The 24,723-nt window shown below is 56.9% G+C and carries 21 protein-coding genes, 2 tRNA genes and 4 pseudogenes; 22 read left to right on the plus strand and 5 right to left on the minus strand.

Features of this window, described 5'->3' with window-relative positions; translation table 11 throughout:
* Positions 1-80 precede the first annotated feature (80 nt).
* From ACZ1HE_RS06270 to ACZ1HE_RS06295, 6 genes and pseudogenes are all read left to right on the plus strand, one after another.
* Complete coding sequence (locus ACZ1HE_RS06270; protein ID WP_472620015.1) at positions 81-854, plus strand: alpha/beta hydrolase; 774 nt, start codon at positions 81-83, stop codon at positions 852-854.
* 4 nt (positions 855-858) lie between these two features.
* On the plus strand, positions 859-1,692 hold the full coding sequence (locus ACZ1HE_RS06275) for a tryptophan 2,3-dioxygenase (protein ID WP_472620016.1): 834 nt from the start codon (positions 859-861) through the stop codon (positions 1,690-1,692).
* Between the two features lie 184 nt (positions 1,693-1,876).
* Positions 1,877-2,759 (plus strand): annotated as a pseudogene (locus ACZ1HE_RS06280) (FAD binding domain-containing protein).
* Positions 2,756-3,235: a (2Fe-2S)-binding protein gene (locus tag ACZ1HE_RS06285; protein WP_472620017.1), complete on the plus strand. Its 480-nt coding sequence runs from the start codon at positions 2,756-2,758 to the stop codon at positions 3,233-3,235. Before ACZ1HE_RS06280 ends, ACZ1HE_RS06285 begins: the two are co-directional and overlap by 4 nt.
* On the plus strand, positions 3,235-5,475 hold the full coding sequence (locus ACZ1HE_RS06290) for a xanthine dehydrogenase family protein molybdopterin-binding subunit (protein WP_472620018.1): 2,241 nt from the start codon (positions 3,235-3,237) through the stop codon (positions 5,473-5,475). Before ACZ1HE_RS06285 ends, ACZ1HE_RS06290 begins: the two co-directional genes overlap by 1 nt.
* A complete protein-coding gene (locus ACZ1HE_RS06295; RefSeq protein WP_472620019.1) occupies positions 5,468-5,713 on the plus strand; it encodes a MoaD/ThiS family protein in 246 nt (81 codons plus the stop codon). Before ACZ1HE_RS06290 ends, ACZ1HE_RS06295 begins: the two co-directional genes overlap by 8 nt.
* Before the next feature lie 698 nt (positions 5,714-6,411).
* On the opposite strand, the gene ACZ1HE_RS06300 is transcribed toward ACZ1HE_RS06295, so the two are convergent.
* Positions 6,412-6,486, minus strand: a tRNA-Thr gene (locus ACZ1HE_RS06300).
* A gap of 82 nt (positions 6,487-6,568) precedes the next feature.
* Between ACZ1HE_RS06300 and ACZ1HE_RS06305 the strand changes: the two genes are divergently transcribed.
* From ACZ1HE_RS06305 to ACZ1HE_RS06380, 16 genes and pseudogenes are all read left to right on the plus strand, one after another.
* Positions 6,569-6,724, plus strand: coding sequence for a hypothetical protein (locus tag ACZ1HE_RS06305; protein WP_472620020.1), 156 nt, complete (start codon positions 6,569-6,571; stop codon positions 6,722-6,724).
* Between the two features lie 5 nt (positions 6,725-6,729).
* Positions 6,730-7,996: pseudogene (gene murA / locus ACZ1HE_RS06310) on the plus strand (UDP-N-acetylglucosamine 1-carboxyvinyltransferase).
* Positions 7,996-8,472 (plus strand): DUF2948 family protein, encoded by a 477-nt coding sequence (locus tag ACZ1HE_RS06315; protein WP_472620021.1) that lies wholly within the window; start codon positions 7,996-7,998, stop codon positions 8,470-8,472. The pseudogene murA and the gene ACZ1HE_RS06315 overlap by 1 nt, the downstream one beginning before the upstream one ends.
* On the plus strand, positions 8,473-8,958 hold the full coding sequence (locus ACZ1HE_RS06320; protein WP_472620022.1) for a GNAT family N-acetyltransferase: 486 nt from the start codon (positions 8,473-8,475) through the stop codon (positions 8,956-8,958). It begins immediately after the preceding gene.
* Between the two features lie 81 nt (positions 8,959-9,039).
* Complete coding sequence (gene hisD / locus ACZ1HE_RS06325) at positions 9,040-10,341, plus strand: histidinol dehydrogenase (RefSeq protein ID WP_472620023.1); 1,302 nt, start codon at positions 9,040-9,042, stop codon at positions 10,339-10,341.
* Between the two features lie 314 nt (positions 10,342-10,655).
* Positions 10,656-11,135 carry a UPF0262 family protein gene (locus ACZ1HE_RS06330; RefSeq protein ID WP_472620024.1) on the plus strand — a complete coding sequence of 160 codons (480 nt, stop codon included), beginning with the start codon at positions 10,656-10,658 and terminating at the stop codon, positions 11,133-11,135.
* Positions 11,136-11,141: 6 nt separating this feature from the next.
* Entirely contained in the window at positions 11,142-11,600 is a 459-nt protein-coding gene (locus tag ACZ1HE_RS06335) for an arsenate-mycothiol transferase ArsC (RefSeq protein ID WP_472624375.1), read from the plus strand.
* Complete coding sequence (locus ACZ1HE_RS06340; protein WP_472620025.1) at positions 11,597-11,995, plus strand: ketosteroid isomerase-related protein; 399 nt, start codon at positions 11,597-11,599, stop codon at positions 11,993-11,995. Before ACZ1HE_RS06335 ends, ACZ1HE_RS06340 begins: the two co-directional genes overlap by 4 nt.
* Complete coding sequence (locus ACZ1HE_RS06345) at positions 11,988-12,581, plus strand: GNAT family N-acetyltransferase (RefSeq protein ID WP_472620026.1); 594 nt, start codon at positions 11,988-11,990, stop codon at positions 12,579-12,581. Before ACZ1HE_RS06340 ends, ACZ1HE_RS06345 begins: the two co-directional genes overlap by 8 nt.
* A 446-nt stretch (positions 12,582-13,027) precedes the next feature.
* Positions 13,028-13,904: pseudogene (locus tag ACZ1HE_RS06350) on the plus strand (carbon-nitrogen hydrolase family protein).
* 90 nt (positions 13,905-13,994) lie between these two features.
* A complete protein-coding gene (infA, locus tag ACZ1HE_RS06355; RefSeq protein ID WP_005978431.1) occupies positions 13,995-14,213 on the plus strand; it encodes a translation initiation factor IF-1 in 219 nt (72 codons plus the stop codon).
* Positions 14,214-14,223: 10 nt separating this feature from the next.
* Positions 14,224-14,801 (plus strand): annotated as a pseudogene (locus ACZ1HE_RS06360) (Maf family protein).
* The gene (locus ACZ1HE_RS06365; protein WP_472620027.1) at positions 14,798-15,820 is read left to right on the plus strand and encodes a ribonuclease E/G; all 1,023 of its coding nucleotides are present in this window, start codon (positions 14,798-14,800) and stop codon (positions 15,818-15,820) included. The pseudogene ACZ1HE_RS06360 and the gene ACZ1HE_RS06365 overlap by 4 nt, the downstream one beginning before the upstream one ends.
* Positions 15,817-15,999 carry a DNA gyrase inhibitor YacG gene (locus tag ACZ1HE_RS06370; RefSeq protein WP_472620028.1) on the plus strand — a complete coding sequence of 61 codons (183 nt, stop codon included), beginning with the start codon at positions 15,817-15,819 and terminating at the stop codon, positions 15,997-15,999. Before ACZ1HE_RS06365 ends, ACZ1HE_RS06370 begins: the two co-directional genes overlap by 4 nt.
* A gap of 80 nt (positions 16,000-16,079) precedes the next feature.
* Positions 16,080-16,154 (plus strand) — tRNA-Phe (locus ACZ1HE_RS06375).
* Between the two features lie 61 nt (positions 16,155-16,215).
* Complete coding sequence (locus ACZ1HE_RS06380) at positions 16,216-17,394, plus strand: DUF6538 domain-containing protein (RefSeq protein ID WP_472620029.1); 1,179 nt, start codon at positions 16,216-16,218, stop codon at positions 17,392-17,394.
* A gap of 60 nt (positions 17,395-17,454) precedes the next feature.
* On the opposite strand, the gene ACZ1HE_RS06385 is transcribed toward ACZ1HE_RS06380, so the two are convergent.
* The 4 genes from ACZ1HE_RS06385 to ACZ1HE_RS06400 form a co-directional block, all read right to left on the minus strand.
* Positions 17,455-17,748, minus strand: a complete 294-nt coding sequence (locus tag ACZ1HE_RS06385) for a hypothetical protein (RefSeq protein ID WP_472620030.1) — start codon at positions 17,746-17,748, stop codon at positions 17,455-17,457.
* A 415-nt stretch (positions 17,749-18,163) separates the two neighbouring features.
* Complete coding sequence (locus ACZ1HE_RS06390) at positions 18,164-19,840, minus strand: hypothetical protein (RefSeq protein WP_472620031.1); 1,677 nt, start codon at positions 19,838-19,840, stop codon at positions 18,164-18,166.
* Between the two features lie 1,043 nt (positions 19,841-20,883).
* Positions 20,884-21,876 (minus strand): hypothetical protein, encoded by a 993-nt coding sequence (locus ACZ1HE_RS06395; protein ID WP_472620032.1) that lies wholly within the window; start codon positions 21,874-21,876, stop codon positions 20,884-20,886.
* A 23-nt stretch (positions 21,877-21,899) separates the two neighbouring features.
* Complete coding sequence (locus ACZ1HE_RS06400) at positions 21,900-24,023, minus strand: ATP-binding protein (RefSeq protein ID WP_472624377.1); 2,124 nt, start codon at positions 24,021-24,023, stop codon at positions 21,900-21,902.
* Between the last annotated feature and the right edge of the window lie 700 nt (positions 24,024-24,723).

The following is a 24,723-nucleotide window of genomic DNA, read 5'->3' on the forward strand; positions in this document are numbered from 1 at the left end:
TAATTATTTCAAGCATAAACCTTTAAGCTTGAAATAACCATGTCTCAGGAATAGGCTGATCTTAAGACAGGGAGGATCGCATGATCGACTGGGATGATGCCTTTGACAATTCCGGCTATGTTGCGGGGTCAGATAGGTTGGCCGCCGAATGGGCGGCGCAGGCAGAGGTATATCGCGCCAAAGGGGGTGCGTTTGACCTGCCTTACGGCGATAGCGCTCGCAACCGGTTTGATCTGTTTCGGCCCGAAGGCGCAGCGAAAGGTCTGATCGTCTTTGTTCATGGCGGCTATTGGCAGATGCTGGACAAAAGTTATTGGTCCCATTTCGCCGCTGGTCCCGTGTCGCAAGGTTGGGCCTTGGCGGTCCCCAGCTATACGTTGGCACCCGAAGCGCGGTTGTCACAGATGGTCGCTGAAATCGCGGCGGCGACATCTGAGGCTGCGGGCATGGTTGATGGTCCAGTGCGCTTGATCGGCCATTCGGCTGGCGGGCATCTGGTGGCACGCATGGCCTGTGCCGATGGACCTTTGCCCGATCGTCTTGACCGGGTGATCTCGGTCAGCGGCATTCACGATTTGCGCCCGCTGCTGTGGACCAAGATGAACAACTCCCTGCAGCTGGACGCATCTGAGGCCGAGGCGCAAAGCCCGGCCTTGGCACCAAAACGCGCCGGACTGGATGTGACCGCCTGGGTGGGCGCGCAGGAGCGTCCCGAACTGGTACGCCAGACCCGCATCCTGTCGGAGAACTGGCAAGTACCAAACGTCTTTGAACCCGATCAGGACCATTTTTCGGTGGTCGAGGCCATTGGCCGACCGGGTTCCCCACTTCTAACAGAACTGCTCAAGGATTGATGCCATGACACAGGCCTATGACCCCAGCCAGGACGGCGCAAAGATGTCTTATGCCAAAGACATGAGCTATGGTGACTATCTGCACATGGATCAGCTGTTGGCCACGCATGAGCTGCATTCCGATGCTCACGACGAGCTGTTGTTCATCATCCAGCATCAGACATCCGAGCTGTGGATGCGCCTTGTGCTGCACGAAATCGCTGCTGCGCGTGAACTGCTAAAGGGCGACGATTTCCGCCCGGCATTCAAGATGCTGTCACGGGTGGCGCGGATTTTTGATCAGTTGAATTCCGCCTGGGATGTGCTGCGCACCATGACCCCCAGCGACTACACCACGTTTCGCGAGGCACTTGGCAACTCGTCGGGTTTTCAGTCGCATCAGTATCGGTTGATCGAGTTCTCTCTGGGCAACCGCAATCCGGCAATGATGAAAGTGCACGAGCATCGCCCTGAATCGCATCAGATACTGGCGGGTGAATTGGCGCGCAAATCACTCTATCATGTGGCGCTGGATGCGTTGTCGGCCAAAACTGGCGTTGCTTTTTCGTCCGAAGCTTATTGCCTTGATGCTCCGCATACATCGGACCCTGAAGTCCAAAGGGCCTGGACCATGGTTTATGAGGATCCAAAGACCTATTGGGATCTCTATGAACTGGCAGAAAAATTGGTGGACCTTGAGGATTATTTTCGCCGCTGGCGCTTCAACCACGTCACAACTGTTGAACGTGTGATCGGGTTCAAGCGGGGCACAGGTGGGACCAGCGGGGTGCAATATCTGCGCCGTATGTTGGAGGTTGAACTGTTCCCAGAGCTTTGGCATCTGCGCGGCGATCTGTGATTTGAGCATTCTTTTTTGCACACAGTGAGCTTGGAAATTTTCCAAGGCTCAGAAGGTAATGTTCGAATGCGACATACAGAGTTTGATCAAAGTGTCGCTACTGGCCATGGACCTGCCTGATTTGCTGTTCTAACGTCGCCTCAAACCACCCAGTCAATTCCTGACCAACAGGTGCGAGGTAAACATGAACTATCACAGCCCTGCCAGTTTTGCCGAAGCTTCGGCACTGGCCGCAAATGCGGATGGCGTGACGCGGTTTCTTGCGGGCGGGACGGATGTCCTGGTGCAGCTGCGCGCGGACATCGTCACCCCAGACACGCTGATCGACATCAAGAAGATCGACGGTGTCAGCGACATCACCCAAAACGACGACGGCAGCTGGACACTTGGTGTCGCCGTCACCGGCGCTGAAATGACTGAGCACGCCAGCCTGTCGAACGATTGGCCCGGCGTTGTCGAAGCGATGGATCTTGTGGGCTCGACCCAAGTGCAGGGCCGCGCCACGTTGACCGGTAACTTGTGCAACGGTTCGCCTGCAGCTGATAGCGTTCCGGCCATGGTCGCCGCGGGTGTGACCGTGACGGTCACTGGCGCGGATGGCAGCCGTGAAGTCGCGGTTGGGGACATCCCAACCGGTCCCGGTCGCACATCACTTGCGAAAGGCGAAGTGGTTTCGGCCGTGAATATTCCCGCTCGTGGTGAGAACGCAGGCGACGCCTATCTACGCTTTATCCCGCGGACCGAAATGGACATCGCGGTTGTCGGCGTGGCCGTTTCCTTGCGTCTTGACGGCGACACCGTGACCGAGGCGCGTGTCTCTCTGGGCGCCGTAGCGCCGACTGTTCTGCTGGTGCAAGAATGCGCAGATGCCATCAACGGCTCGACACTGGATGACGCGGCTCTGGATGCCTTGGCTGCTGCGGCTTCGGCTGCCTGTAATCCGATCACTGACAAACGCGGGACAGTCGAGTTCCGCACAGACGTGGCTAAGCGTGCTGGCCAAACGTGCGGCGAAAATCGCCTATGCCCGTGCCAAGGGCGAGACCGTGAAAGGAGATCACGCATGAGCAAGATCCATGTCACAACATCTGTGAACGGCGACGAGACAGAGTTCCTGTGCGATCCGCGCGAGACACTTCTGGACGTGCTGCGCGACCGCCTGAACCTGACCGGCGCAAAAGAAGGCTGCGGCACCGGCGATTGCGGCGCCTGTTCGGTGACCATCGACGGTCGTCTTGTGTGCTCTTGCCTTGTTCTTGGAGCCGAGGCCGAAGGTAAGGAAATCGCCACGGTCGAAGGCATCGCGGATGGCGACACGCTGCACCCGTTGCAGCGCAAGTTCATTGAACATGCGGCCCTGCAGTGCGGGATCTGCACACCGGGTATCCTGGTGGCAGCGAAATCGCTGCTGGAAAAGAACCCGGACCCGACCGAGACCGAGGTCCGTTATTGGCTGGCAGGCAACCTGTGCCGCTGCACTGGCTATGACAAGATCATTCGCGCCGTGATGGATGCGGCCACTGAAATGCGGGAGGCATCGTAATGGCTCTGGACGATCGTAAATCCGACTTCACCTTTGTGGGCACACGCCCCGACCGCCCTGATGGGCTCGACAAGGTCACGGGCCGCGCCAAATTCGGCGCCGATGCCGTGGCACCGGGAATGCTCTTTGGCGCCATCGTGCGTTCGCCCCATGCCCATGCCCGGATCGTGAAAATCGACACGTCCAAGGCCGAGGCCATGAAAGGCGTCAAAGCCGTGGTCACACGCGCTGATTTCGCAACTGGTCTGACTGGCGAGTTCTGGAACGTGCAGGAAAACGTCATGGCGGGCGACACCGCGCTTTATGACGGCCACGCAGTTGCCGCTGTTGCGGCCACGTCAGCTTTGGACGCCCGCGATGCAGCCAAGCTGATCGAGATCGAATATGAGGTGCTGCCTCACGTCACCGACGTGGACAAGGCGATGGCCGCCGATGCTCCGGTGATCCGTGACGGCACCGCTGATGGCTCGGTTCCCGAGGGGATGCACCCGAACGTCGTGCGCTATCACGAGAGCGGTCACGGTGATGTTGCGGCAGGCTTTGCCGAGGCTGATCTCGTGATCGAGGACAGCTTCAAGACCGAAGCGACCCACCAAGGCTATATCGAACCGCACGCCTGTCTGGCTTCGCTTGGCGCTGATGGCAAGGGAGAGTTGTGGTGCACCACGCAAGGGCACTGGTACGCGCAGAAACACTGTGCGGCGCTCTTGGGCATCGAAACTTCGCAGTTGCGCGTGACCGCGTCTGAAATTGGTGGCGGTTTTGGTGGCAAGACGACTGTTTTCATTGAACCGGTTGCGCTGGCCCTGTCGCGCAAAGCCAACCGCCCAGTGAAACTGGTGATGAGCCGCTCCGAGGTGCTACGCGCCACTGGCCCGACCTCGTCGACTTCGATGGACGTCAAGATCGGCATGAAAAAGGACGGCACCATCACTGCTGCCGAAGGGGTGTTCCGCCTGCAAGGCGGCGCGTTCCCCGGTGCACCGATGGAATTCACCGCCATGTGCGCCTTTGCGCCTTACGCGCTCGAGAACGTCCGGCAGGTTGGCTACGACGTCATCGCCAACCGTCCGAAACAGGCCGCATACCGTGCACCGGGTTCGCCCATGGCGGCCTTTGCGGTAGAATCGGTCATTGATCTGCTGTGTCAGCAACTGGGTCTGGATCCGGTCGAGGTGCGCCTGAAGAACGCCTCGAAAAAAGGCACCAAGGCCAGTTATGGTCCGCGCTTTGACGACATCGGCCTGGTCGAATGTCTGGAAGCAGCGCGGGATCACCCGCATTACTCGGCCCCACTGGAGCAGGGACAGGGACGCGGGATTTCCTGCGGCTTCTGGTTCAACCACGGTGGCGAGACATCCGTGTCGCTGGCGCTGAGTGAGGATGGCACCGTTCAGGTCTCGGTCGGTACACCCGACATCGGCGGCAGCCGGGCGTCCATGGCGCTGATGGCGTCGGAAACGCTGGGCATTCCTTACGAGAATATCCGTGTAACCATCGCCGACACCGCGACATTGGGCTACAACGACGTAAGCCACGGTTCGCGTGTGACCTATGCATCCGGTCTTGCCACCATCAAAGCGGCCCAAGCCGCGATTGCCGAGATGTGCAAACGCGCGGCGGCCAAATGGGGCATCCCCGAGGATGCGGTGAAATGGGAAGACGGCTGCGCTGTTCCTTCTGGTCCCAACGCGGGTGACTTTGAGCCGCTGGCGATGGCCGACATCACTGCAGACATGGGCGCAACCGGTGGTCCGATCTCAGGCCACTTCGAGGCCACGCCCGAAGGGGCAGGGGTGTCGTTTGGCGTGCACATCGTGGACGCGCAGGTTGACCCGGAAACCGGCAAGACATCCATCCCGCGTTACACCGTCATTCAGGACGCCGGCAAAGCGGTTCACCCGGCCTATGTCGAAGGTCAGTTCCAAGGCGGTGCCGCACAAGGCATCGGTTGGGCGCTGAACGAGGAATACATCTATGGCGAAGATGGGCGTCTGCAGAACGCCGTGTTCCTTGACTATCGCATTCCCGTCGCTTCGGACCTGCCGATGATCGACACAGTGATCGTCGAGGTTCCTAACCCCGGCCACCCCTACGGTGTGCGCGGTGTAGGCGAGACCGGCATCGTGCCTCCCTTGGCGGCCATTGCCAACGCGGTATCACGGGCCGCAGGTGTGCGGATGCACGAGCTACCAATGTCGCCGCCGCGCATTCTGGCGGCGCTCAAAGCGGATGGTTGAGGTCAACCTCTGGTCCGGTTTGCGTAGCCTGACCGGCGGCAAACAGATGGTGGAGGTCGAGGCCTCCACCGTCGGCGAGGTCCTGTCGGCCCTCGTCAAAGCTTATCCACAGCTGCAAGGCCCGATCGAGGCCGGTGTATCTGTGGCTGTGGACGGGCGCATCATCGCAAGTGGATTGACCGAACCGGTCAGCCCCGACAGCGAAGTCTACCTGATGCAGCGCCTCAAGGGCGGCTGAACATCACACGCTAAAATTCGATGGCATTGCAAGGTGAGGGTTGAGGGACCGGCCCAAAATTGACCGATCCCTCAAAGGTAGGAGTGACCAACATGAGGGGGGTGTTGTCGGTGTCCATAACAATATTGGTAAACCTTTCGTTCACATCCCGCCATTGGGGGTTTCCCTTAGCCGGACGAGAAATTTCGCCTAACCAAATTTTCAAAGGCTAAAGGCTTTGTGCACAAATCGTGTGAAGGACGTGCCTCCGCTTACCCCGGACGGAATTATCCTACGGCGTCTGTGACAGGTAGGGGCGGACCTCTTCAGTGGGGGAGGTTCAATGATGAGCTCCAATTTCAGAAGCCAAGCCGCTGCCACTCCTTCTGAATGCGCCTCAAAACCTCGCGTTTTAGCCCTTCCGGCCAAATATTTCTGTCATAAGGAGTTTGTCGGATCGTGAACCTCCAGACTTCGGAATCTTGCGCATTTGCCTCCAACCAAAAAACTGTAGGTCTTTCATACCATTAGCGGGCTGGGTGAGTTTAGAGGTGAAATCTGAAGCCAGATGAAACGCTTACGAACATCCATCGAAAATTTAGACGGGTTTTGCACGGATCTCTGCAGTATTCTGCCTGGTTGTTCCCGCATTGGTCCGCGCAAATAAATCTCAGCAGCTTGTTATCTCGCTGCAAGAATTTGATTTGTATGGGATTCCATGGTGCTGCTGGAGAGAATTGAACTCTCGACCTCTCCCTTACCAAGGGAGTGCTCTACCTCTGAGCTACAGCAGCGCCGTGAGCGGGTGATTAGCTTCAAACGAAACGGGGTGCAAGGGCATCTGGACGGTTTTTTCCACTCCTGTACAGAAGGGTCATGGCAGACAAAGAAACACCCCAAAAAAAGGCCAATACCGGCGCCACGCGCGAAGACAGGCTCAAGGCGGCGCTTAAGGCAAACCTGGGTCGGCGCAAAGCGCAAGCCAAGGCGCGCTTGGTACAGGACAACGGCAACAAAGAAAGCGAAGGGTAGGGCAGATGGATTCGATTCTGGTGACAGGAAATGGCGCGCTGAGCGGCCAGATCCCGATTGCGGGCGCAAAGAACGCCTGCTTGACGTTGATGCTTAGCCACATTGCTCAGCGAGGAACCGCTGACGCTGACAAATGCGCCTCGACTCAGCGACATCAAGACCATGTCGGCCCTGCTTCAGTCGTTGGGTGCCGAGGTCTCAACGTTGCAGGACGGGCAGGTTATTGCCATGTCCAGCCACAACCTGACCAGTCACACGGCGGACTACGATATCGTGCGCAAGATGCGCGCTTCGAACCTTGTGCTCGGGCCGATGCTGGCCCGGATGGGGCAGGCCGTTGTTTCTTTGCCCGGCGGGTGCGCCATCGGCGCTCGGCCGATGGATTTGCACGTCGAGGGGCTCGAAGCTCTCGGCGCCGAGATCGAACTCAAGGATGGCTACCTACACGCGGTTGCAAGAGGTGGTCTCAAGGGGGCTGTGCACGAAATGCGCTTTGCCTCGGTCGGAGCTACCGAAAATATCGTCATGGCCGCCACGCTGGCCAAGGGCACGACCGTACTTAAGAACGCTGCCCGTGAGCCCGAGATCGTGGATCTGGTATCCTGTTTGCGAAAGATGGGCGCGCAGATTTCCGGCGAAGGTACGTCGACTATTGAAATTCAAGGTGTTGACCGATTGCATGGGGCCACCCATCAGGTCGTAACCGACCGGATCGAGTTGGGTACATATATGCTTGCCCCGGTGATCTGCGGTGGGGAGGTTGAATTGTTGGGCGGACGACTGGAATTGGTCGGAGCCTTTGTCGAAAAGCTGGACGCCGCCGGGGTTCAGGTTGACGAAACCGATTTGGGGCTGCGGGTCAAACGGCGCAATGGAACGGTAAAGGCGGTGAACGTAACCACCGAACCTTTCCCTGGTTTCCCTACTGATCTACAAGCGCAGATGATGGCGCTTCTGTGTACTGCAGAAGGGACCAGTGTGCTGGAAGAAAAGATATTTGAGAACCGGTTCATGCATGCGCCAGAACTGACGCGCATGGGGGCGCAGATCGAAGTACACGGTGGTACTGCCACCGTAACTGGTGTCGAAAGGCTTAAAGGCGCGCCAGTGATGGCCACCGATTTGCGGGCCAGCGTTTCGCTTATTCTGGCCGGGCTTGCTGCGGAGGGTGAAACCGTGGTGAGCAGGGTGTACCATCTGGACCGCGGGTATGAGCATGTGGTCAGCAAACTCGAAGGCGTGGGTGCAAAAATCGAACGGATCAAGGGCTGATGACAGACGCAACATTCGAAGACGGGCGCGAGGCGCCACTAAACCTGGGTGTGTTGGATGTCGAAGACCTCAAGGTCGTCTCGACCCTAACACAAGATGCGGTTTTTCCGATTACAGAAATGTCCTGGCGTCCGGCCGAGCGGCGCTTTGCACTACTGTTGAACCGTTTCCGGTGGGAGGATGAGGACGCCGCACGAAAACGAGGACGCGCGTTTGAACGGGTACAATCAATGCTCGTGGTCGACTCCGTTCTCAAGGTGGCCAGCCAGGGCATCGACCGCTCGGACAAGGACATGGTTCTGTCGCTGCTTTCAGTAGATTTCGAACCCGGAGAGGATGGCGCGGGGCAGGTTCTGCTGACACTTGCCGGGGATGGAGCGATCCGCCTGCAGGTCGAAGCGCTCGAGGTTTCCCTCAAGGACGTAACACGGCCCTATGTGGCGCCATCTAAAAACGTTCCTACTCACCCCGAATAAATGCAGAACAAGCGGGGTATTTCGCAGACGTTTGGCGCAATGCCCCTTGGTCGGGTTGTGCGCCCGGCCACGATCTTTGACGTCTTTGACATGAGCGCTGTCCTGACCCGCTCGATCACCGAGCTTTGCGAGGCCGATCATAAGGGCGATCCTGACCGGATCGCCGAATGGACAGCCAACAAATCCCCCGAAGGCATAAGGCAATGGTTGAACGGCGCGCATCTTCTCTGGGTGGCAGAATTGGATGGTCGGCTTTGCGCCGTTGCCGGGACCTCGCCCGATGGTGAGGTGTCGGTTCTGTACGTCGACCCTTGGGCGGTAGGGCGTGGGCTTGGCACGGCGCTACTGTCTCAGGCAGAACGCCACTTGCGAGAGGTTGGGTTTACCCAGGCCAGCCTGAAAAGCACCGCCACCGCGCTTGAATTCTACAAGCGTCACGGGTGGGTGCAGGAAGGTGACGAAATGCACATGACCAAGAGGCTATGAGCAGGGCCCTTTGCCGCAAGGCGCGGCTACGGGTTGAGACCGAAGGTGGGGCCGGGTATGTGACCGGCAAAGGAGACGCCGATGCCAAAGTTCCTCGACACCACGCAGCCCGAATTTGAAAAGGCCTTTACAGAGCTGCTGAGCGCCAAGCGCGAAGACAGCCCGGATGTGGATGATGTCGTTGCAGGGATCATCGCGGACGTCCGCGCCCGCGGCGATGCGGCCGTGATCGAGTTGACCCAACGGTTCGACCGGATGACGTTGTCGCCCGAGACGCTGGCGATTTCGGCGGCTGAGGTTGACGATGCGATTGCGCAGGTCTCGGACGCGGAGCGCGAGGCGCTGGAACTCGCCGCTGCGCGCATCCGGGCCTATCACAGCCGTCAAATGCCAGCGGATGACAGCTGGACGGACGACAGCGGCGCCACGTTGGGCTGGCGCTGGTCTGCGGTTTCGGCAGCCGGGCTTTATGTGCCGGGCGGATTGGCGTCGTACCCGTCGTCGGTTCTTATGAACGCCGTTCCGGCCAAAGTGGCTGGCGTCGAGCGTTTGGCAATTGCAGTGCCCACACCGGATGGTCAGATCAACCCGCTGGTCCTGTTGGCTGCGCGTTTGTCGGGTGTGGACGAGATTTATCGCATCGGCGGTGCACAAGCGATTGCCGCGCTGGCCTATGGCACCGAAAGCATCGCGCCGGTGGACAAGATCACCGGCCCCGGCAATGCCTTTGTGGCGGCCGCAAAACGCCGCGTGTTCGGCAAGGTCGGCATCGACATGATCGCAGGCCCGTCCGAGATTTTGGTGATCGCCGACAAGGACAACGACCCCGACTGGATCGCGCTCGACCTGCTGAGCCAGGCGGAACACGACGAAAGCGCGCAATCGATCCTCATCACCGATGATGCTGCGTTTGGCCGCGCCGTTGGCGAAGCCGTCGAGCAACGTCTCACCTCCCTGCAACGTCGCTCCATCGCCGGTCCGAGCTGGCGTGATTTTGGTGCTGTCATTACGGCGCGAGACCTGGATGAAGCTGCAAGCCTGTCCAACCGGATTGCGCCTGAACACCTGGAGCTTTGCGTGGCTGATCCGGATGCGCTCAGCCAGAAAACGGTGCATGCGGGGGCGATCTTCCTCGGTCAGTTTACGCCTGAAGCCATCGGTGACTATGTGGGTGGGCCGAACCACGTGCTGCCGACGGCGCGCTCGGCGCGGTTCTCGTCCGGCTTGTCGGTGATGGATTTCCTCAAGCGCACCACGCTCAGCAAAATGACGCCTGAAGCTCTGCGCGCCATCGGTCCTGCGGCTGAAAAGCTTGCGCAGTCCGAGAGCCTTGAGGCGCACGGGCTGTCGGTCAAGGTACGCCTGGACGCGTTGAACCGCTAACCCGACCCTTCCCCTTTGGGTCCGCGTATTGATCCGCAGATGCAGGCCCAAGGGCATCGCTTCAAAATCCGTTAGGACCGGGGGCAGATGCTCGCGTGCGATCAACTTGTGGACCGCGTGGCGGCGCTGCGACGTCAGACCGGCACCAACACGGGCGATCCGGGTCTGAGCGCCAAGGTGATCATGGGTGAGGTTTCGTGCCCTTGATGTTGCACGCAGCACAGTGAAACAAGGCAAAGGAAACCGGGCGTTGCCCCTGCTGGCGTGTTCATGTAGGACCGTCCGCAACTTACGCTGACCGAGATTTTGAGACGATGAACCGCATCAGTCAAATCGAACTGGACGATCGCAATCTGCCTCCTCCGACGCCCGAGATCGAACAGGAGCGCAAGGTGGCAATGTTCGACCTGTTGGAAGAGAACAGCTTTACCCTGCCCAAGCGCGAGGATCGGTCGATTCCCGACGGTCCCTATCACCTCAATCTGTCGATCCGCGACAAGCGACTGGTGTTCGACGTGGCAACCGAAGCCGAGGACAAGGCGGCCGAGTTCCACCTGTCGCTTGGTCCGTTTCGTCAGGTGGTCAAGGACTACTTTCAGATCTGTGAAAGCTACTTCAACGCGGTAAAAACCCTGCCACCCAGCCAGATCGAAACCATTGATATGGCCCGGCGCGGAATCCACAACGAAGGCAGCCGTGTCCTGCAGGAACGGCTTGAAGGCAAGGCCGACATCGACACCGACACCGCCCGTCGCTTGTTCACGCTGATCTGCGTGCTGCACTTCGGAGGCTGACAGGTGGTGTTGCCGCGTCCGCAATCGGTTCTGTTTTGCTGTGACCACAATGCGGTGCGATCCCCGATGGCCGAGGGGATCATGAAAAAATACTATGGGATGGACACCTATGTTCAGTCCGCAGGCGTCCACAATGACATGGAGATCGACGGGTTTTCGATTGCAGTATGTCAAGAAATGGATGTCGAGCTCAGCCGCCACAGGTCACGTTCCTTCGACATGATGGAACAATGGGGCGATGATCTCAGTTCCTTCGATCTGGTTGTCGCGCTATCGCCTGCCAGCCAACGCCGGGCGCTGGAACTTACGCGATATTTTCACCTTGATGTCGAATATTGGCCAATAATGGACCCTACTGGGCTCGGCGAGACGCGGGCTGACAAGCTAAACAGCTACAGGCAAACCCGCGATCAGATCATTCAGCATCTCAAGGATCGTTGGGGCGAACCAACGGAGATGATATGAACGACACCGTCAAACGCTACTTTGCAGCTTTCAACGCAGGCGATGTGGACACAATGCTGTCCTGCCTGTCCGATGATGTGGCCCACCATGTGAACGAGGGCCAGATCCGGGTCGGGCGCGCGAAATTTTCGGATTTCTGTGCGCATATGAACCGCTGCTACAAAGAAGAGCTGACCGATATGGTGGTGTTCGACGCAGCAGGCGGCACCCGTGCGTCGGCAGAATACATCGTCAACGGCACTTATTTGCAAACCGACGCAGGCCTGCCCGAAGCGCACGGCCAGAGCTATCGCCTGCCAGCGGGATCGTTCTTTGATCTGAAGGATGGCAAGATCACCCGCGTCACCACCTACTACAATCTGGCGGATTGGGTGAAACAGGTATCAAATGGCTAAGGTCACGGACGTCCGCGTCCTGACCGGTGCAGCACTCGCGGCTGCGTTGGATGATGTGGCGGCCCTGAGGATCGCCGTGTTTCGGGCCTTCCCTTACCTCTATGATGGTGATCTGGCGTATGAGCGCGATTACCTGCAAACCTACCGCACCAGTACGGGTGCGGTTCTGGTAGGGGCTTTCGACGGCGACAGGCTGATCGGCGCATCTACGGGCACACCGCTGTCCGATCACGCAGACGATTTCGCTGCGGCCTTTTCGGATGCGGGATTGAACCTGAACGACATCTTCTATTGCGCCGAATCCGTGCTGTTGCCCGACTACCGCGGGCAGGGCGTGGGGCACCGGTTCTTTGACCTGCGCGAAACTCACGCACGCGCGCTGGGATTTGGCAAAGTCGCGTTCTGCGGAGTGCAGCGTCCCGCTGATCACCCTGACCGGCCAAAGGATTATGCTCCGCTTGATCCCTTCTGGACAGCGCGTGGGTATCGCAAACTGGACGGTGTGGTGGCGCAGTTTTCATGGAAAGATCTGGGTGAATTGACTGAGACGGCAAAGCCGCTGCAATTCTGGATACGCGATCTTTAAGGTGACGGCGTTGAGGGCCCCCATTGCAGGGGCGTTCGGATAATTCTGTTTAACGAAATCGAATTGAGCGGGGTGAACAAGTTCACGCCCATGATCGCCCGGCCCAACGGGAGGAGGTGCTTCTCCAGAAACATCGACGACAGGCGGGAGCGCTTTGGAGTGAGAAGGCAGAGCGGGAGCAGGACGATAAATGTTGGCGGTCAGGCTTTACCTATTGGTGACCTTTTGCCCGTGCGTTGCGTTAACCCGTCCCATTCCTGCGACATCGGGATGTCCCGGTGCACGGGTGGTGCACGCCCTGTGCACGGATGTCACCGTCGCCAAATGCACCCCCACAACGCCGTTAACCTAAGATTCGCAAAATTCAGGGTCGGTGCATATCAGGGGCGTTGCGTTTGTCGCCGTCTCTGGTCTTAACTCGCGGCAATACGCAGGGAGCTCAACCCATGAAGATTGCAACCGCCGCTTATCCGCTCGACTGGCTCGACAGTTGGTCCCACTACGAAGACAAGATCGCCACCTGGGTCAGTGACGCCGCCGGGCAGGGGGCTGATCTACTGGTGTTCCCCGAATATGGTGCGATGGAGTTATCGACTCTGGCTGGTGCCAATGTGGCTGCGGATCTTGAGCAGTCTTTGCATGCGGTTTCTGACAGGATGGAGCCGGTGCATGATTTGCATCAGAAACTGGCGGCCGAACACGGTGTTCACATCTTGGGGGCTTCGGCTCCCGTCAACGATGGCTACGATAGGCCCGTCAACCGCGCCACGCTCTATGCGCCAAACGGCAAGCGCGGGCATCAGGACAAACAGATCATGACCCGGTTCGAACGTGACCCTTGGAATGTCGTGCCTGGTGATGGGCTGCAAATCTTTGAAACCACCCTGGGCAAGATTGGCGTACTCATCTGTTATGACAGTGAATTTCCTCTTCTCGGGCGTGAACTTAGCGAATGCGAAATCCTTCTGATCCCGTCCTGCACCGAGGCGTTGGCGGGCTATTGGCGGGTGCGAGATCGGGGCGATGGCGCGGGCCTTGGAGAACCAATGCGTCAGTGCCATGGCGTCGTTGGTGGGTGAAGCGCCCTGGTCGGAGGCGGTGGATGTGAACACAGGGATGGGCGGCATATTCGGGCCGCCCGATACCGGCTTTCCCATGACCGGTGTTCTGGCCGAAGGTACCCTGAACCACCCCGCCTGGACCTATGCCGAGGTCGACATGGATGCCATTGCCCATGTGCGGGCTGATGGCGTGGTTTTGAACCGAACCCACTGGGAAGAACAGGACAGCCGGGTCAATTCGGTCACAAACACCCTTGTTTGAGCGATTGGGGCCTTGAAATTAGGGGGTAATAGGCTCATTTAAGCGCACGGCCCGCGGATTCTGCGGGTGCAACATTTAGATGGAGACAACATGGCCAAGGAAGATACGCTCGAATTTCCCGGTGTCGTGAAGGAACTCCTGCCGAATGCGACGTTTCGGGTCGAGCTGGAAAACGGCCATGAGATCATCGCACACACGGCAGGCAAGATGCGCAAGAACCGCATCCGTGTTCTGGCTGGCGACAAAGTTCAGGTCGAAATGACCCCCTATGATCTGACCAAGGGTCGGATCAACTATCGCTTCAAGTAACGCCAGCCTTATGGCGTTCATTCTCGGATCGGGCAGCCCGCGGCGGTTGGACCTGCTGGCGCAGCTTGGCGTGCAGCCCGATGCCGTCCGCCCCCCAATATTGACGAAGACCCCCTGAAGAGGGAACTGCCTCGTCCCTATTGCATCCGTATTGCACGAGAAAAGGCGAGGGCGGTCGAGGCGGCGCCAGATGACCTCGTGCTCTGCGCTGACACCACTGTGGCCCTGGGTCGTCGGATCATGGGCAAGCCTGCTGACGCAGGCGAAGCTGCTGAGTTCCTGCACGCTCTTTCGGGGCGCCGCCATCGTGTGATCACCGCTGTTGCGGTGCGACGCGGTGATAATCTGTGGGAACGTGACGTGGTCAGTCAGGTCAAGTTCAAGCGCCTGTCGGACGTAGAAATCAACGCCTACCTCGCCACCAATGATTGGCAGGGCAAGGCGGGTGGGTATGCCATCCAAGGCCCTGCTGGGGCTTTCATCCCATGGATCAGCGGCTCGTTCACCGGTATTGTGGGCTTGCCACTTTCGGAAGCCGCAGGCCTGTTGCAGGCCGCAGGGTATCCCTTGTATCAGGAGCACACATGAAGGGCCGCACCATCGTTCTAGACCACCTCAATGACCGCGAAGCTGCGGCGCTGATGGTGGATGGCAAGCTCGAAGACTTTCTGATCGCGGGCAACGCTCCGGCTCCCGGTACGATTTACCGCGCCCGCGCCGACCGCCCGGTCAAAGGCCAGGGCGGTATGTTCCTGAGCACCCCCGACGGCCCCGCATTTCTGCGCCAGGTCAAAGGTTTGGCGCCGGGTGCAATGCTGTTGGTCCAAGTTACGGGCTACGCCGAACCCGGTAAGGCCATTCCAGTTACCTCGAAGGTTCTGTTCAAAAGCCGATATGCAATCGTCACACCCGATGCGCCTGGTCTTAACATCTCGCGCAGCATCCGGGATGAGGACGAGCGCGATCGCCTATTGGAAATTGCGCACAGGGAAATGGGCGTATCCGAACATGGCCTGATCATTCGCTCGTCCTGTGCTGGCATGGATGACGGCGACATTGGCGACGACATCGCCGAAATGGCCGAAACAGCCGCAGGTGTTTTGTCCGATGGAGGTTCGGATATTGCCCGTCTTGTCGAAGGCGACACCCCCCACACGCTTGCCTGGCGTGATTGGACGGACCCGGCCGAAGTGGTCACTACCCCTGGTGGTTTTGAAGACCACGGTGTCCTGGACGCGCTGGATCAGGCCCAGGGCATTGCCGAGCCGCTGCCCGGTGGCGGCTATCTTTACATCGAACCCACCCGCGCCCTGATTGCGATCGATGTGAACACTGGCAGCGACACCTCCATGGCGGCTGGACAAAAAGCCAACTTCGCCTGTGCCAAAGCTCTACCGCGGGCCTTGCGCGTTCGCGGGTTGGGCGGGCAAATTACGCTGGATTTGGCCCCGATGCCCAAAAAGGACCGACGCGGTTTCGAAACTTCATTGCGTGCCGCATTTCGGGCCGACTCTGAAGAAACGACATTGGTTGGCTGGACGCCTCTGGGGCACTATGAATTGCAGCGCAAACGCGGTCGTGTCCCTTTGTCCGAGGCCCTGACATGAAGTGTCCATTTTGTGAGGCAGAGACTGATCAAAGATATCGTCCGTTCTGCTCAAAACGCTGTGCGGACCTGGATCTGGCCAAGTGGTTAAACGGCTCCTACGCGGTGCCTTCTCAAGACCTCGAAGATCTGGATATGGATGTTTCCGAAGAAGAAAATACTTCAGACCGAACGCATTAACAAAAAGATGAAAAAGCCTCTGGACACCGCCTTTGGCACGTCATAGAAGGCCTCCACCCAACGGCAAACGTCGTTCCCGTGCCCGGGTAGCTCAGGGGTAGAGCAGTGGATTGAAAATCCTCGTGTCGGTGGTTCGATTCCGCCCCCGGGCACCACTTCTAAAGCTAACTCATTGGTTTTGCTTCAGCTTTTAGCCGCTGCTAGGAGCCGTAGACCATGTCGGAGACCATTTCGCGCCCGTTCACCTTCGTGAAAGACGGAGTTTTCTACTTTAGCCGTCGTATCCCGAAAGAACTGAGGGACCACTACACATCACCTCGGATTGCTTATTCGCTGCGAACAAAGTCGCCAAAGATCGCAGAAGCCAGAGCCAGAAGAGCTGCGGATCAGCTAGACGAGTATTGGTACCACCTGAGGAGCCGTGACGCAGAGCTGCCGGGTAGGCACATGCTGAGGCTGCAGCGGACTGCAGGACAAGAGGACGTTGGTCCACCGCTTTCTATCTCTTCATCATCTGTTCTTTTGTCTGAGGCCGTGGGGATTTACTTGCAGCTAAAGGGCAAGGGCCGTCCTGTGACCTTCCACCGGGCCGCTGAGAGGGCCTGCGGTTATGTGATCGACGCCTGTGGAGACAAACACCTCGACGCGTACACCAAAGCCGACGCTAACGCCTTCCGCGACGCGTTGATTGCTCGTGGCCTTGCCGGAAGCAGCATGACGCGGGTTTTCGGCACCGTCCGGGCTGTGACGAACTTCGCGGCAAGTGAACAGGGGCTCACCCTGAACAACCCCTTTTCTCGCGTCTACTACGACAGATCAGCTGGTGTCTCGGATCGCACCTCTGTCCCAGCTGACGCTTTGGCTGTCGTCCAAGAGAAGTGCAGGGAACTGGATGATGATCTTCGTTGGCTCGTGGCATTGGTGTCGGATACGGGAATGCGCTTGGCTGAAGCCGCTGGGATGACCAGAGCGGACTTTGTTCGTGGCGAGGATGGAGTATTGATGGCCGGGGTCCGTCCCCATCCGTGGCGTCGCCTGAAGACCAAAGGAAGCGAACGCGATGTTCCTCTGGAAGGTGAAGCACGATGGGCAGCAGAACGCATCCTAGCCCAAGACTCCACCTCTCAGTTCGCTTTCCCGAGGTACAACAAGACGAGCGTAACCAATGCTAATGCAGCCAGTGCCGCACTGAACAAATGGATGAAGCAACACGTACCTGCAGGATGCACGATGCATGGTTTCCGTCACTCTATGCGGGATCGCCTCAGAGCCGTTGAGTGCCCGGCTGATGTTGTTGACCAAATAGGTGGCTGGCAAACAGAAGGCGTTGGTCAAGGCTATGGCAATGGTTACCCACTGTCTGTTTTACGTAAATGGCTGCAGAAAGCCACTTAGACTGCAGTTAGGCTTTTGGCGGAGAGTTGAGGAAGGGCCGTAGACCCTCCCTCGAAAACATCACTGCATCTGGATAACTTTTTCTTCCAGTTCTTTGACGCACTTTGATTGAACTTTGAATGCATCGTCGAGTGACATATCGCCGTCAAAAACTTCGAGAATACTTTCCAACTCTAGGAGGGTGTCGTTCTCCATTCGCAACTTGAGTAAAACCAAGGACATTTCTCTGTGCTTCTCTCTGATTGCTTCGACTTCCACGCCGTTGTCTTGTTCAGACATAGTATCTTTTCCATTGTGCCGGTAGCGATTGCCTTCGCGTGGCCTTCCGCGAAGTTGAGACAGGTTTTCTGTCATCAATGGTGGAACTCAATTCCAGCACAAAAGTTGAGAGAGGCGCAGAGCGACCATCCGACATGGTCTACGGCTCCTAGCAGCGGCTAAAAGCTGAAGCAAAACCAATGAGTTAGCTTTAGAAGTGGTGCCCGGGGGCGGTGGGGTTTCTCACTTTGGCTCCCGTTACAGGCACTTCCTCAGCTGGTAGCTCCAGCAAAACAAGGGCTATCCGAGGTCGGGGTTGTTCGTCAACAGGCACCAGCTGGTCTACGGTATGGTCTACGGTGACCGGTTCGAGGCTGCGGTGCGGTTCCCGGGGGCGTACTCACATTGCCGCCGCTACGGCGGTTCCATGGTCATCGCTGCAGCCGTTGGCCACGAATAGGGCATGGGGGAAGCGCGAACGCCCCGCCCATGGGGAGGGCGCTCACATTTTTCAGGCTCGAACATCCGCGATGTAGCTGGAGCCTTCCACCGGACCGAAGGACTGGGGCCTTTTCGCCAGAGCGTTGCGGTGGGGGTAGTGGCCGACGGTGGTCTCCTCGATGCCCAGAGCCTCCAGTCCAGCCTTGAAGCTGTCGTGGTCGCGGATGGTCTTACGGAAGTTGGACGATGACGTGATCTCCAGCTCTGACTGCAGCTCGGAGAACCGCAGCGGTTCATCTGGGTAGTCGTCGAAGTGCATCTCCACGTAGGTAAGCGCCTGCTGCACTTTCCCTGTGGTCTTCACCTTGGTTGACCTCCATGTCTTAACCCTGCACCCGGGGAAGACCACGGGGAGGAGATCAAGGATGCCAGAACGCTTCGGAGCAATGATGTAGGCGTTGCAAGTACCACACTCGGAACCTCTGCCTTGCCTGACTGCGGATCGACACAGCGCCTGCAGGATGTGGTGCATGTGTTCACCCGCCTCGATCTCCCGCACGAGAGACTTAGCGACCGTCTGGTTGTTCTTGATGCCGCTGTAGTACCGGGCCATCAGCTCGTAGTCGGTCTCCGAGTAGTTGTTGAACCCGGCCAGGATGACGTTCTGGATGTGCCGGAACGCATTGGTCCCCTGATGCTTGCCCCAGTTGAGGTAGCTGACGCGGTCCGGGTTCGTGCTGAGCAGCCCCCCGATCTGGTCAGGTATGGCCCCGCCCTTGACCCCCTTGTGGTAGACGACCAGCCATTCCTCCTCGGGCTTGCTGTCGATCAGCTGGGTGACTTCCTGAGCCAGAGCGTCACCGTTCTTCATCCATGCGGTCTTGCCTGAACCCTTGTCCATGACGTGGACGGTGAGGTTCCGATAGCTTCTGGCCGCTGAGGGCAATCGCACGAGCTTCCCTGCTGCCTTCTCCCATTGCTCATAGGCCGCACGAACACGCCCAGAGGCGTCGAGGATCACCATGGGAGCCAGATCGTCTGGTATCGCGTCTCGGCTGTCGAGCGCGGTGATGACCGTGGTGGCGTTGTTGGACTTGCGCAGGAGAACGCATCGCCCTGAGAGAGCGTACAGGTCGTCGAGGTAGGAGGCATGGCGCTGGTCCAGACCTCGCTTGGCCAAGTAGCAGCTGATCCCCGTGGCGTCCTCGACATCGGGCCATGTACAGGTCCCTCGACCACCTGATGCCTCAAGCTCACGCTCCAGACCCTCGACCAGCTGAGCCAGCGAGGGATGGGAGAACCGCAGCGGGTCACGTAAGGACGCAAGCTGATCCGTGTTGAGGGAGACCACCTCGCCGGGCAGCATCGCCTCATCCCAGAACCGGACAGCGCGGACCTTGTCCCGGTACTGGAAGACATCAGCATTCCCGAAGCGGCGACCACGGCAACGGCTCATGACCATCGCATGGGTGGTGAACAAGACACGGGCCTCGCTTGTCGGCGTGGAACTCAGCCGGTTGACCTCATCCTCTGACGTCAGGACCGCGAAGTCACCCTCATCGAGGTTCATCTCCTCGACCAGCCGGACAATCTCTTCCAGTCGGGAGACGCAAAGCAGGACCGCTACGTCTTCATGTTGTTGCGACCTCAGAAGCTGTTGGACGAAGTGGATCAGCGTCGTGGTCTTCCCGACACCGGGATCAAGGCTGGAGAGGAAGAAGCTGGGCGGGGCTGTCCCGTCAGCCATAGCAGCCATCTTAGCGACGAGTTCTCGCAGGGCTGTAGCGACATCCTGCGACGTAGGACCCCCTCCACGTAGAGCCAGTTCTTCCAGCAAGGAGGTAGTCGTCGCGTTAGCCAAGTCGCCTGAGCCGTAGCTGGTACAATCGCTATAGGGAGGTCTTAATGGTGTTTGTACCACCGAGCCTGACCCATGCCGCAAAGCACAAGCCGACCCAGTGGCCAAAGCAAATGCTTGGTCCATGAGTTGGTCCTTGATCATGTTGTTGTTGGAGGGGGCGGTCGAAGCTGAAGACGCTTCAGACAAAGCAGAAGATCACCTAGATGGTTAATCTATCGCAATGGTGGAACCCAATCAGCGCTAAATATCAGATAGCAGGATCGCATGCGAAACCTCGCCAGAGGGTGCCTGCCTTCATTGGCCACAAGTCCAAGCGCTCACGCTGATTTAACTGTGGATGGTTCGGCCAGTATGTTCAGAGCTCCCCGCAGCTTCGCCACTTGTTCTAACGGGAGTGAATTCAGTGCTAAACGTCATTCCAAAAACTGTGTGAGCCAAGCGTTTAACTTGCTTTTGTTCTCAAGGTTTTTCTCATCGAGAATTCTGGTTATATCTACAGCTGAAATGATGATTAAGTGATGCTTGTATTCGGCAACTGCGCGGTATGCTTGGTCAGCAACGAATGCCTGCCTGTGATGAGAGAAACCCTCAAAGCTACAATCTTGCAATCGGCTTAGCCGTTGGAAGTTAACCAGGTTCTGTGACCCCCAATCGTGCCGCGTTCGTTCGCAAACCAAAAACAAGCTTATCCAAAAGGGCCGCTCTAATCCTAAATTCCGGCTGGAGTTCTTTCGCGCGTTCAGCGGGCAAGCTGACTATAAAGCGCCCGAGCAAGTACATCTCAACTTTTGTGTTTTCAAGGAAAAGCGACCTAGTAGTCTCGACGCTACCCTTTGGGTTCCTTTTTCGTGATACATTAGAAGGGACTGTAAACGCCAAACAATAAGGCAGGAGACCTGGGTGATCTTGAGCTTCGTCGCAGGCCGCATTCACTTGAACAAGAAACCACTTGGCAGCTTTGACTGCCTCCTCACTTGCTTTCCACGCAGTGTTTTTTTGGTGGAGTTTTCCTCATCCTTTTGCAGGTAGCCACAATCCATCAGCAAATCCGTTTTTTTGAAACCGAAAACGCCTGTGAAATGATCGTCCGGAAAACATCCTTCTAATGGGCTGGCAGAGCCTCGTTTATCAGCACCGTAACCTGTTGGAACCTCTACATGAAGCGCAGTGTACAAAGCTTCTGACGCAGCGCCACCATTCCGATTTTCGACATCAACCGCCTCTGTCCAAAGCGCTTCATCAACTCCTTGGGCCTCAATTTGGTCCGCGAGAAGGGGCACCAATGCCTCCAATACACTCCGCCCTGGCATGGCCGTGCCAAAGGAAATTCCGGCTGCACCGGCAGCCAATTTTCCAAGCGTCTTGCATAGAGCTTGATCGGGGTTCTTGCTGCTAGTGTCCAAGCTTAGTTGCCAAAGGCGATTTGTAACCTGAGCAGCTGAATACGAAGTGGATTGTTCCCAACTCAGCATTGCAGCCAATCCTGGCTGGTCGGAAACTGTGCTCTGGATCTCACCGGGAAGATCCTTCCCTTCCAAAGCGGTTCCGTTCGCCACGTCAATGAAATGGTTTTTGTCCAAGCAGGTGTGGTGGAAAGGGCGCTTTGCTGGCGCAAGTTCTTCAAGATAACCTGACAAGCTCTCAATCCTATCCGGAAATTGAGACCAGATAATAAGCAGGTAGGGCCCATGAAGCTCCGAAATTGCCGCGTCCAGCATCCCAACAATGTGACTACACTCGGCTTTTCCATCAGTAGTCATTGCGTCAGTGTTCAAGTGTAGATCGCAAAAAACCAAGCGTGCACCGGCAAGAATGTTGGGTTCAGGAATGTCGCCTGAATACAAGAAGGAAAGTGAAGCCGATCCCAATAAGCCAAGTGCATCAGCAATTGCACTGAGATGCTTGGAATTATCGTCAATCAATACAATTCTAGCTGGCTGTAGTATCATTTTTCTGGAAACACCAATGCAACAACTGCGCCATCAAATTCTTGGGGGATGTCGACATCTTCTTTTTCGGGAAAAACGACCTCTCCACCAGACAATTCCATAACCAGTTTTGTGTAGTATAGCCCAAGGCCCATCCCATCCGGGCGTCTTGTAAAGAACGGTTCAGCAAGCGTTTCCGGATCATCCTGAAATCCCGGCCCAGTATCGGCAATCACAAGCGCAGGACCGGCCTCAAAATCGTCGCTGGCCCCGATAAAGATTTTCCGAGGGCTATCTTCTTGGCCTGCAGGTTTGGATGGCCACTTGGCTCGCAGCCAATAGAAGGCATTGTCCAACAAGTTCGTAACCGCCCCAACGAATAAACGACTGTTTATCCGTATTTTGAAGCTATCTTGAACGCCGTGCAGCAATGGACTGACTAGTTGGACGCGATGGCTTCTAAACCGAATAAGTGACGCTTGCCTGACCTTTTTCACGAGGTCGACAGCCTCCAACTCAGCCTTTTCTTCTTTGCGTAACAGGCCTGAAATACCATGCAGTAGTTGTTCGAGCTCTTGGGCTTGGACGACGATTTCATTAACTGACGCACCGGATTTCGCGCGGCGCAGCAACGCAGTTACTCCGTGCTGTATCTCATGAAATACGGTGGCCAACCCGAGGCCTGACAACCCCGCTTGAAGCATGGTTTCACGCAACTCATTGTAGTTTTTTTCGAGGCGCACAAGGCTAGGCTCAATCTTCTCCGCCACCTTTTCTTTTTTTGCGATAGTCCGAATTTCGGCAATTGGGTCCTGAATTTTATCTGCTTCGACTTGGACAGACTTTCTTTCGGTTTTTCTGATGGCTTCTTTGTCGAGAGAACGTTCAGTTTCGAAAATGTGGAATGCCCCAAGAACCACCTTTCGGAGCCTGTCCAACGCTTCGTTTTCAACGAAACCCTCTCTATTAGTTTTGTCTTTTAGGGCTGTGCTGGATAACTGATCAATCGAAACCGCACCAACTACTATGTTGCGGCTGATCCGCAAAGAGGGTGCCATGAACCGTCGGTAATCCAAGGCCAACCAATCGTCGTCTTCCTCGCCATAGTTGTAAACCCTAACTCCGTCCCGGTAAACGCGCACTCCTCCGTTCTCATCTAGAAAACGGAAAACCAATTGCTTCTCGGGTTGCAATTTCCAAAGCTCTTGGCCTCTGTCGAATGCAAAAAACTCAGCAGAAACCGGGCCAATCCCTTCGATTGTGTTATTGTCGGCTACGATTGTTTCTTCGCCTGAAATTGTCGATATTGGATCAACAATTAGGGCAGCCCCATCCTCAGAGGATTTAGACCTACTCCCAATCCTTGTTGAGAGGGCTGCAGGTGGATTGAAGCGGTAACTCCAAGAAAAATTCTCACCATCAAACTCAAACTGAAAATGCCATGGTGCTCTTTTGAGAATTTCCGAAGTGTCGGGGATATCTTCAAATTCTTTCTCGCGACCAGGAACGGAAAACAAAACATCGAACTCGCCAGGTGCATCGAATGGAGAGCAGATAGACGTAATATCTCGCCTTAGCCTTCTTAGATCGCCTCTGCTCCAAGTTTTATCACGCAGTTCACCGATCTCAATTAATGTGCCTGTATCTTTTCCAAGAAACACTTCCGGTTCACGAGTTGCGATTACTGCTTTGGCTTCGCTGAGAAACTCGCTTTTCATTAAGTCCGCCCAGTCGATCTCCAAGAAAACCTCGTCTGCGCCCTCCGTTCGGGATACTAATCTTATTGTATTTCCGAGTTTATGGGCGGCAAACCTCCCGACGCCTTTCTCACCCACAGGCGCGCGCCCGAGCTTGGTGCGTATACCACTCTGCTTTTGTTTTTCTTTGTGATCGTGGCCCGGGACGAACCAAATATCTCTGATCGTTTCCGCAGACATGCCAACGCCATTGTCGCGTACGCTGATTGAAGGAGCCCCGCCTCCCAGACCATCTATTCGAACATCCACTTGGGTTGCGTCTGCATCGTACGAGTTTTTAACCAGCTCAAAAACGGCCAACCTAGGGCTTCTAATCAACTGATCTCCCAGCAACTGCAGCAAACGCGCTCGTGGTCGGAATTCGATATGTTCCTGTCCGGTCACTTTCAAGAGCCTCTGTGGTCATTTGTATTTTTGGGTTTAAAAAATGCGTACCCGACGCTAGTTCAATACGCTCATGGTTCGCAACATCCAAAAAACGTATTAGCTCCGCCGCCCTCACCTTTGGGTAGATCTTTAAGAAACCGTCAGATGGGGAACGACAGCTACGTTGCAGATGTTTGTGCCAAAAAATGTTAGGGCCCTACCAATCAGCGGGGCGCTTGCATTAGCCACAGAAGCTTGCCACGGGGAATTTCGGCAGTAACGATCAGCGGCTTGTGCGATAGTGCAGAATTCGGGGGAACCCCGCCAAAACAGGTGGTCATCCCTTGGGTTTGGACGAATGAACGCGGGATTGATCAAGATCCTGCGGAGCTTCGGACAGTCACCGCTCCGAGCCAACTGGACCAGCTCTTCCATGTATCCGAACCGCTCAGTTGGTGGCATGCTGTAGAGTGTCTCAGCCAGAGGGTCAGCCAACTCGTAGACCTCATGTTGTTCACGGCGTGTGGCAGGACAGTTCTTGGCGTTGATCCCTAGAAACCCTCTGGCGCAGCAAAGCCTCAAAACAGCATACCGAACAGTAAAGCTGTTTAGGCGGCTCAAGTAGTTCGTTGTGATTGCTGCGACAGAGTCTCGACGAACGGGGCTTAAGCACGATCTATTGGCGATTACCCTCATTTGTTAAATTCAGCCAATTTCT

This window comes from Falsiruegeria sp. JB4-1 (assembly GCF_055693495.1).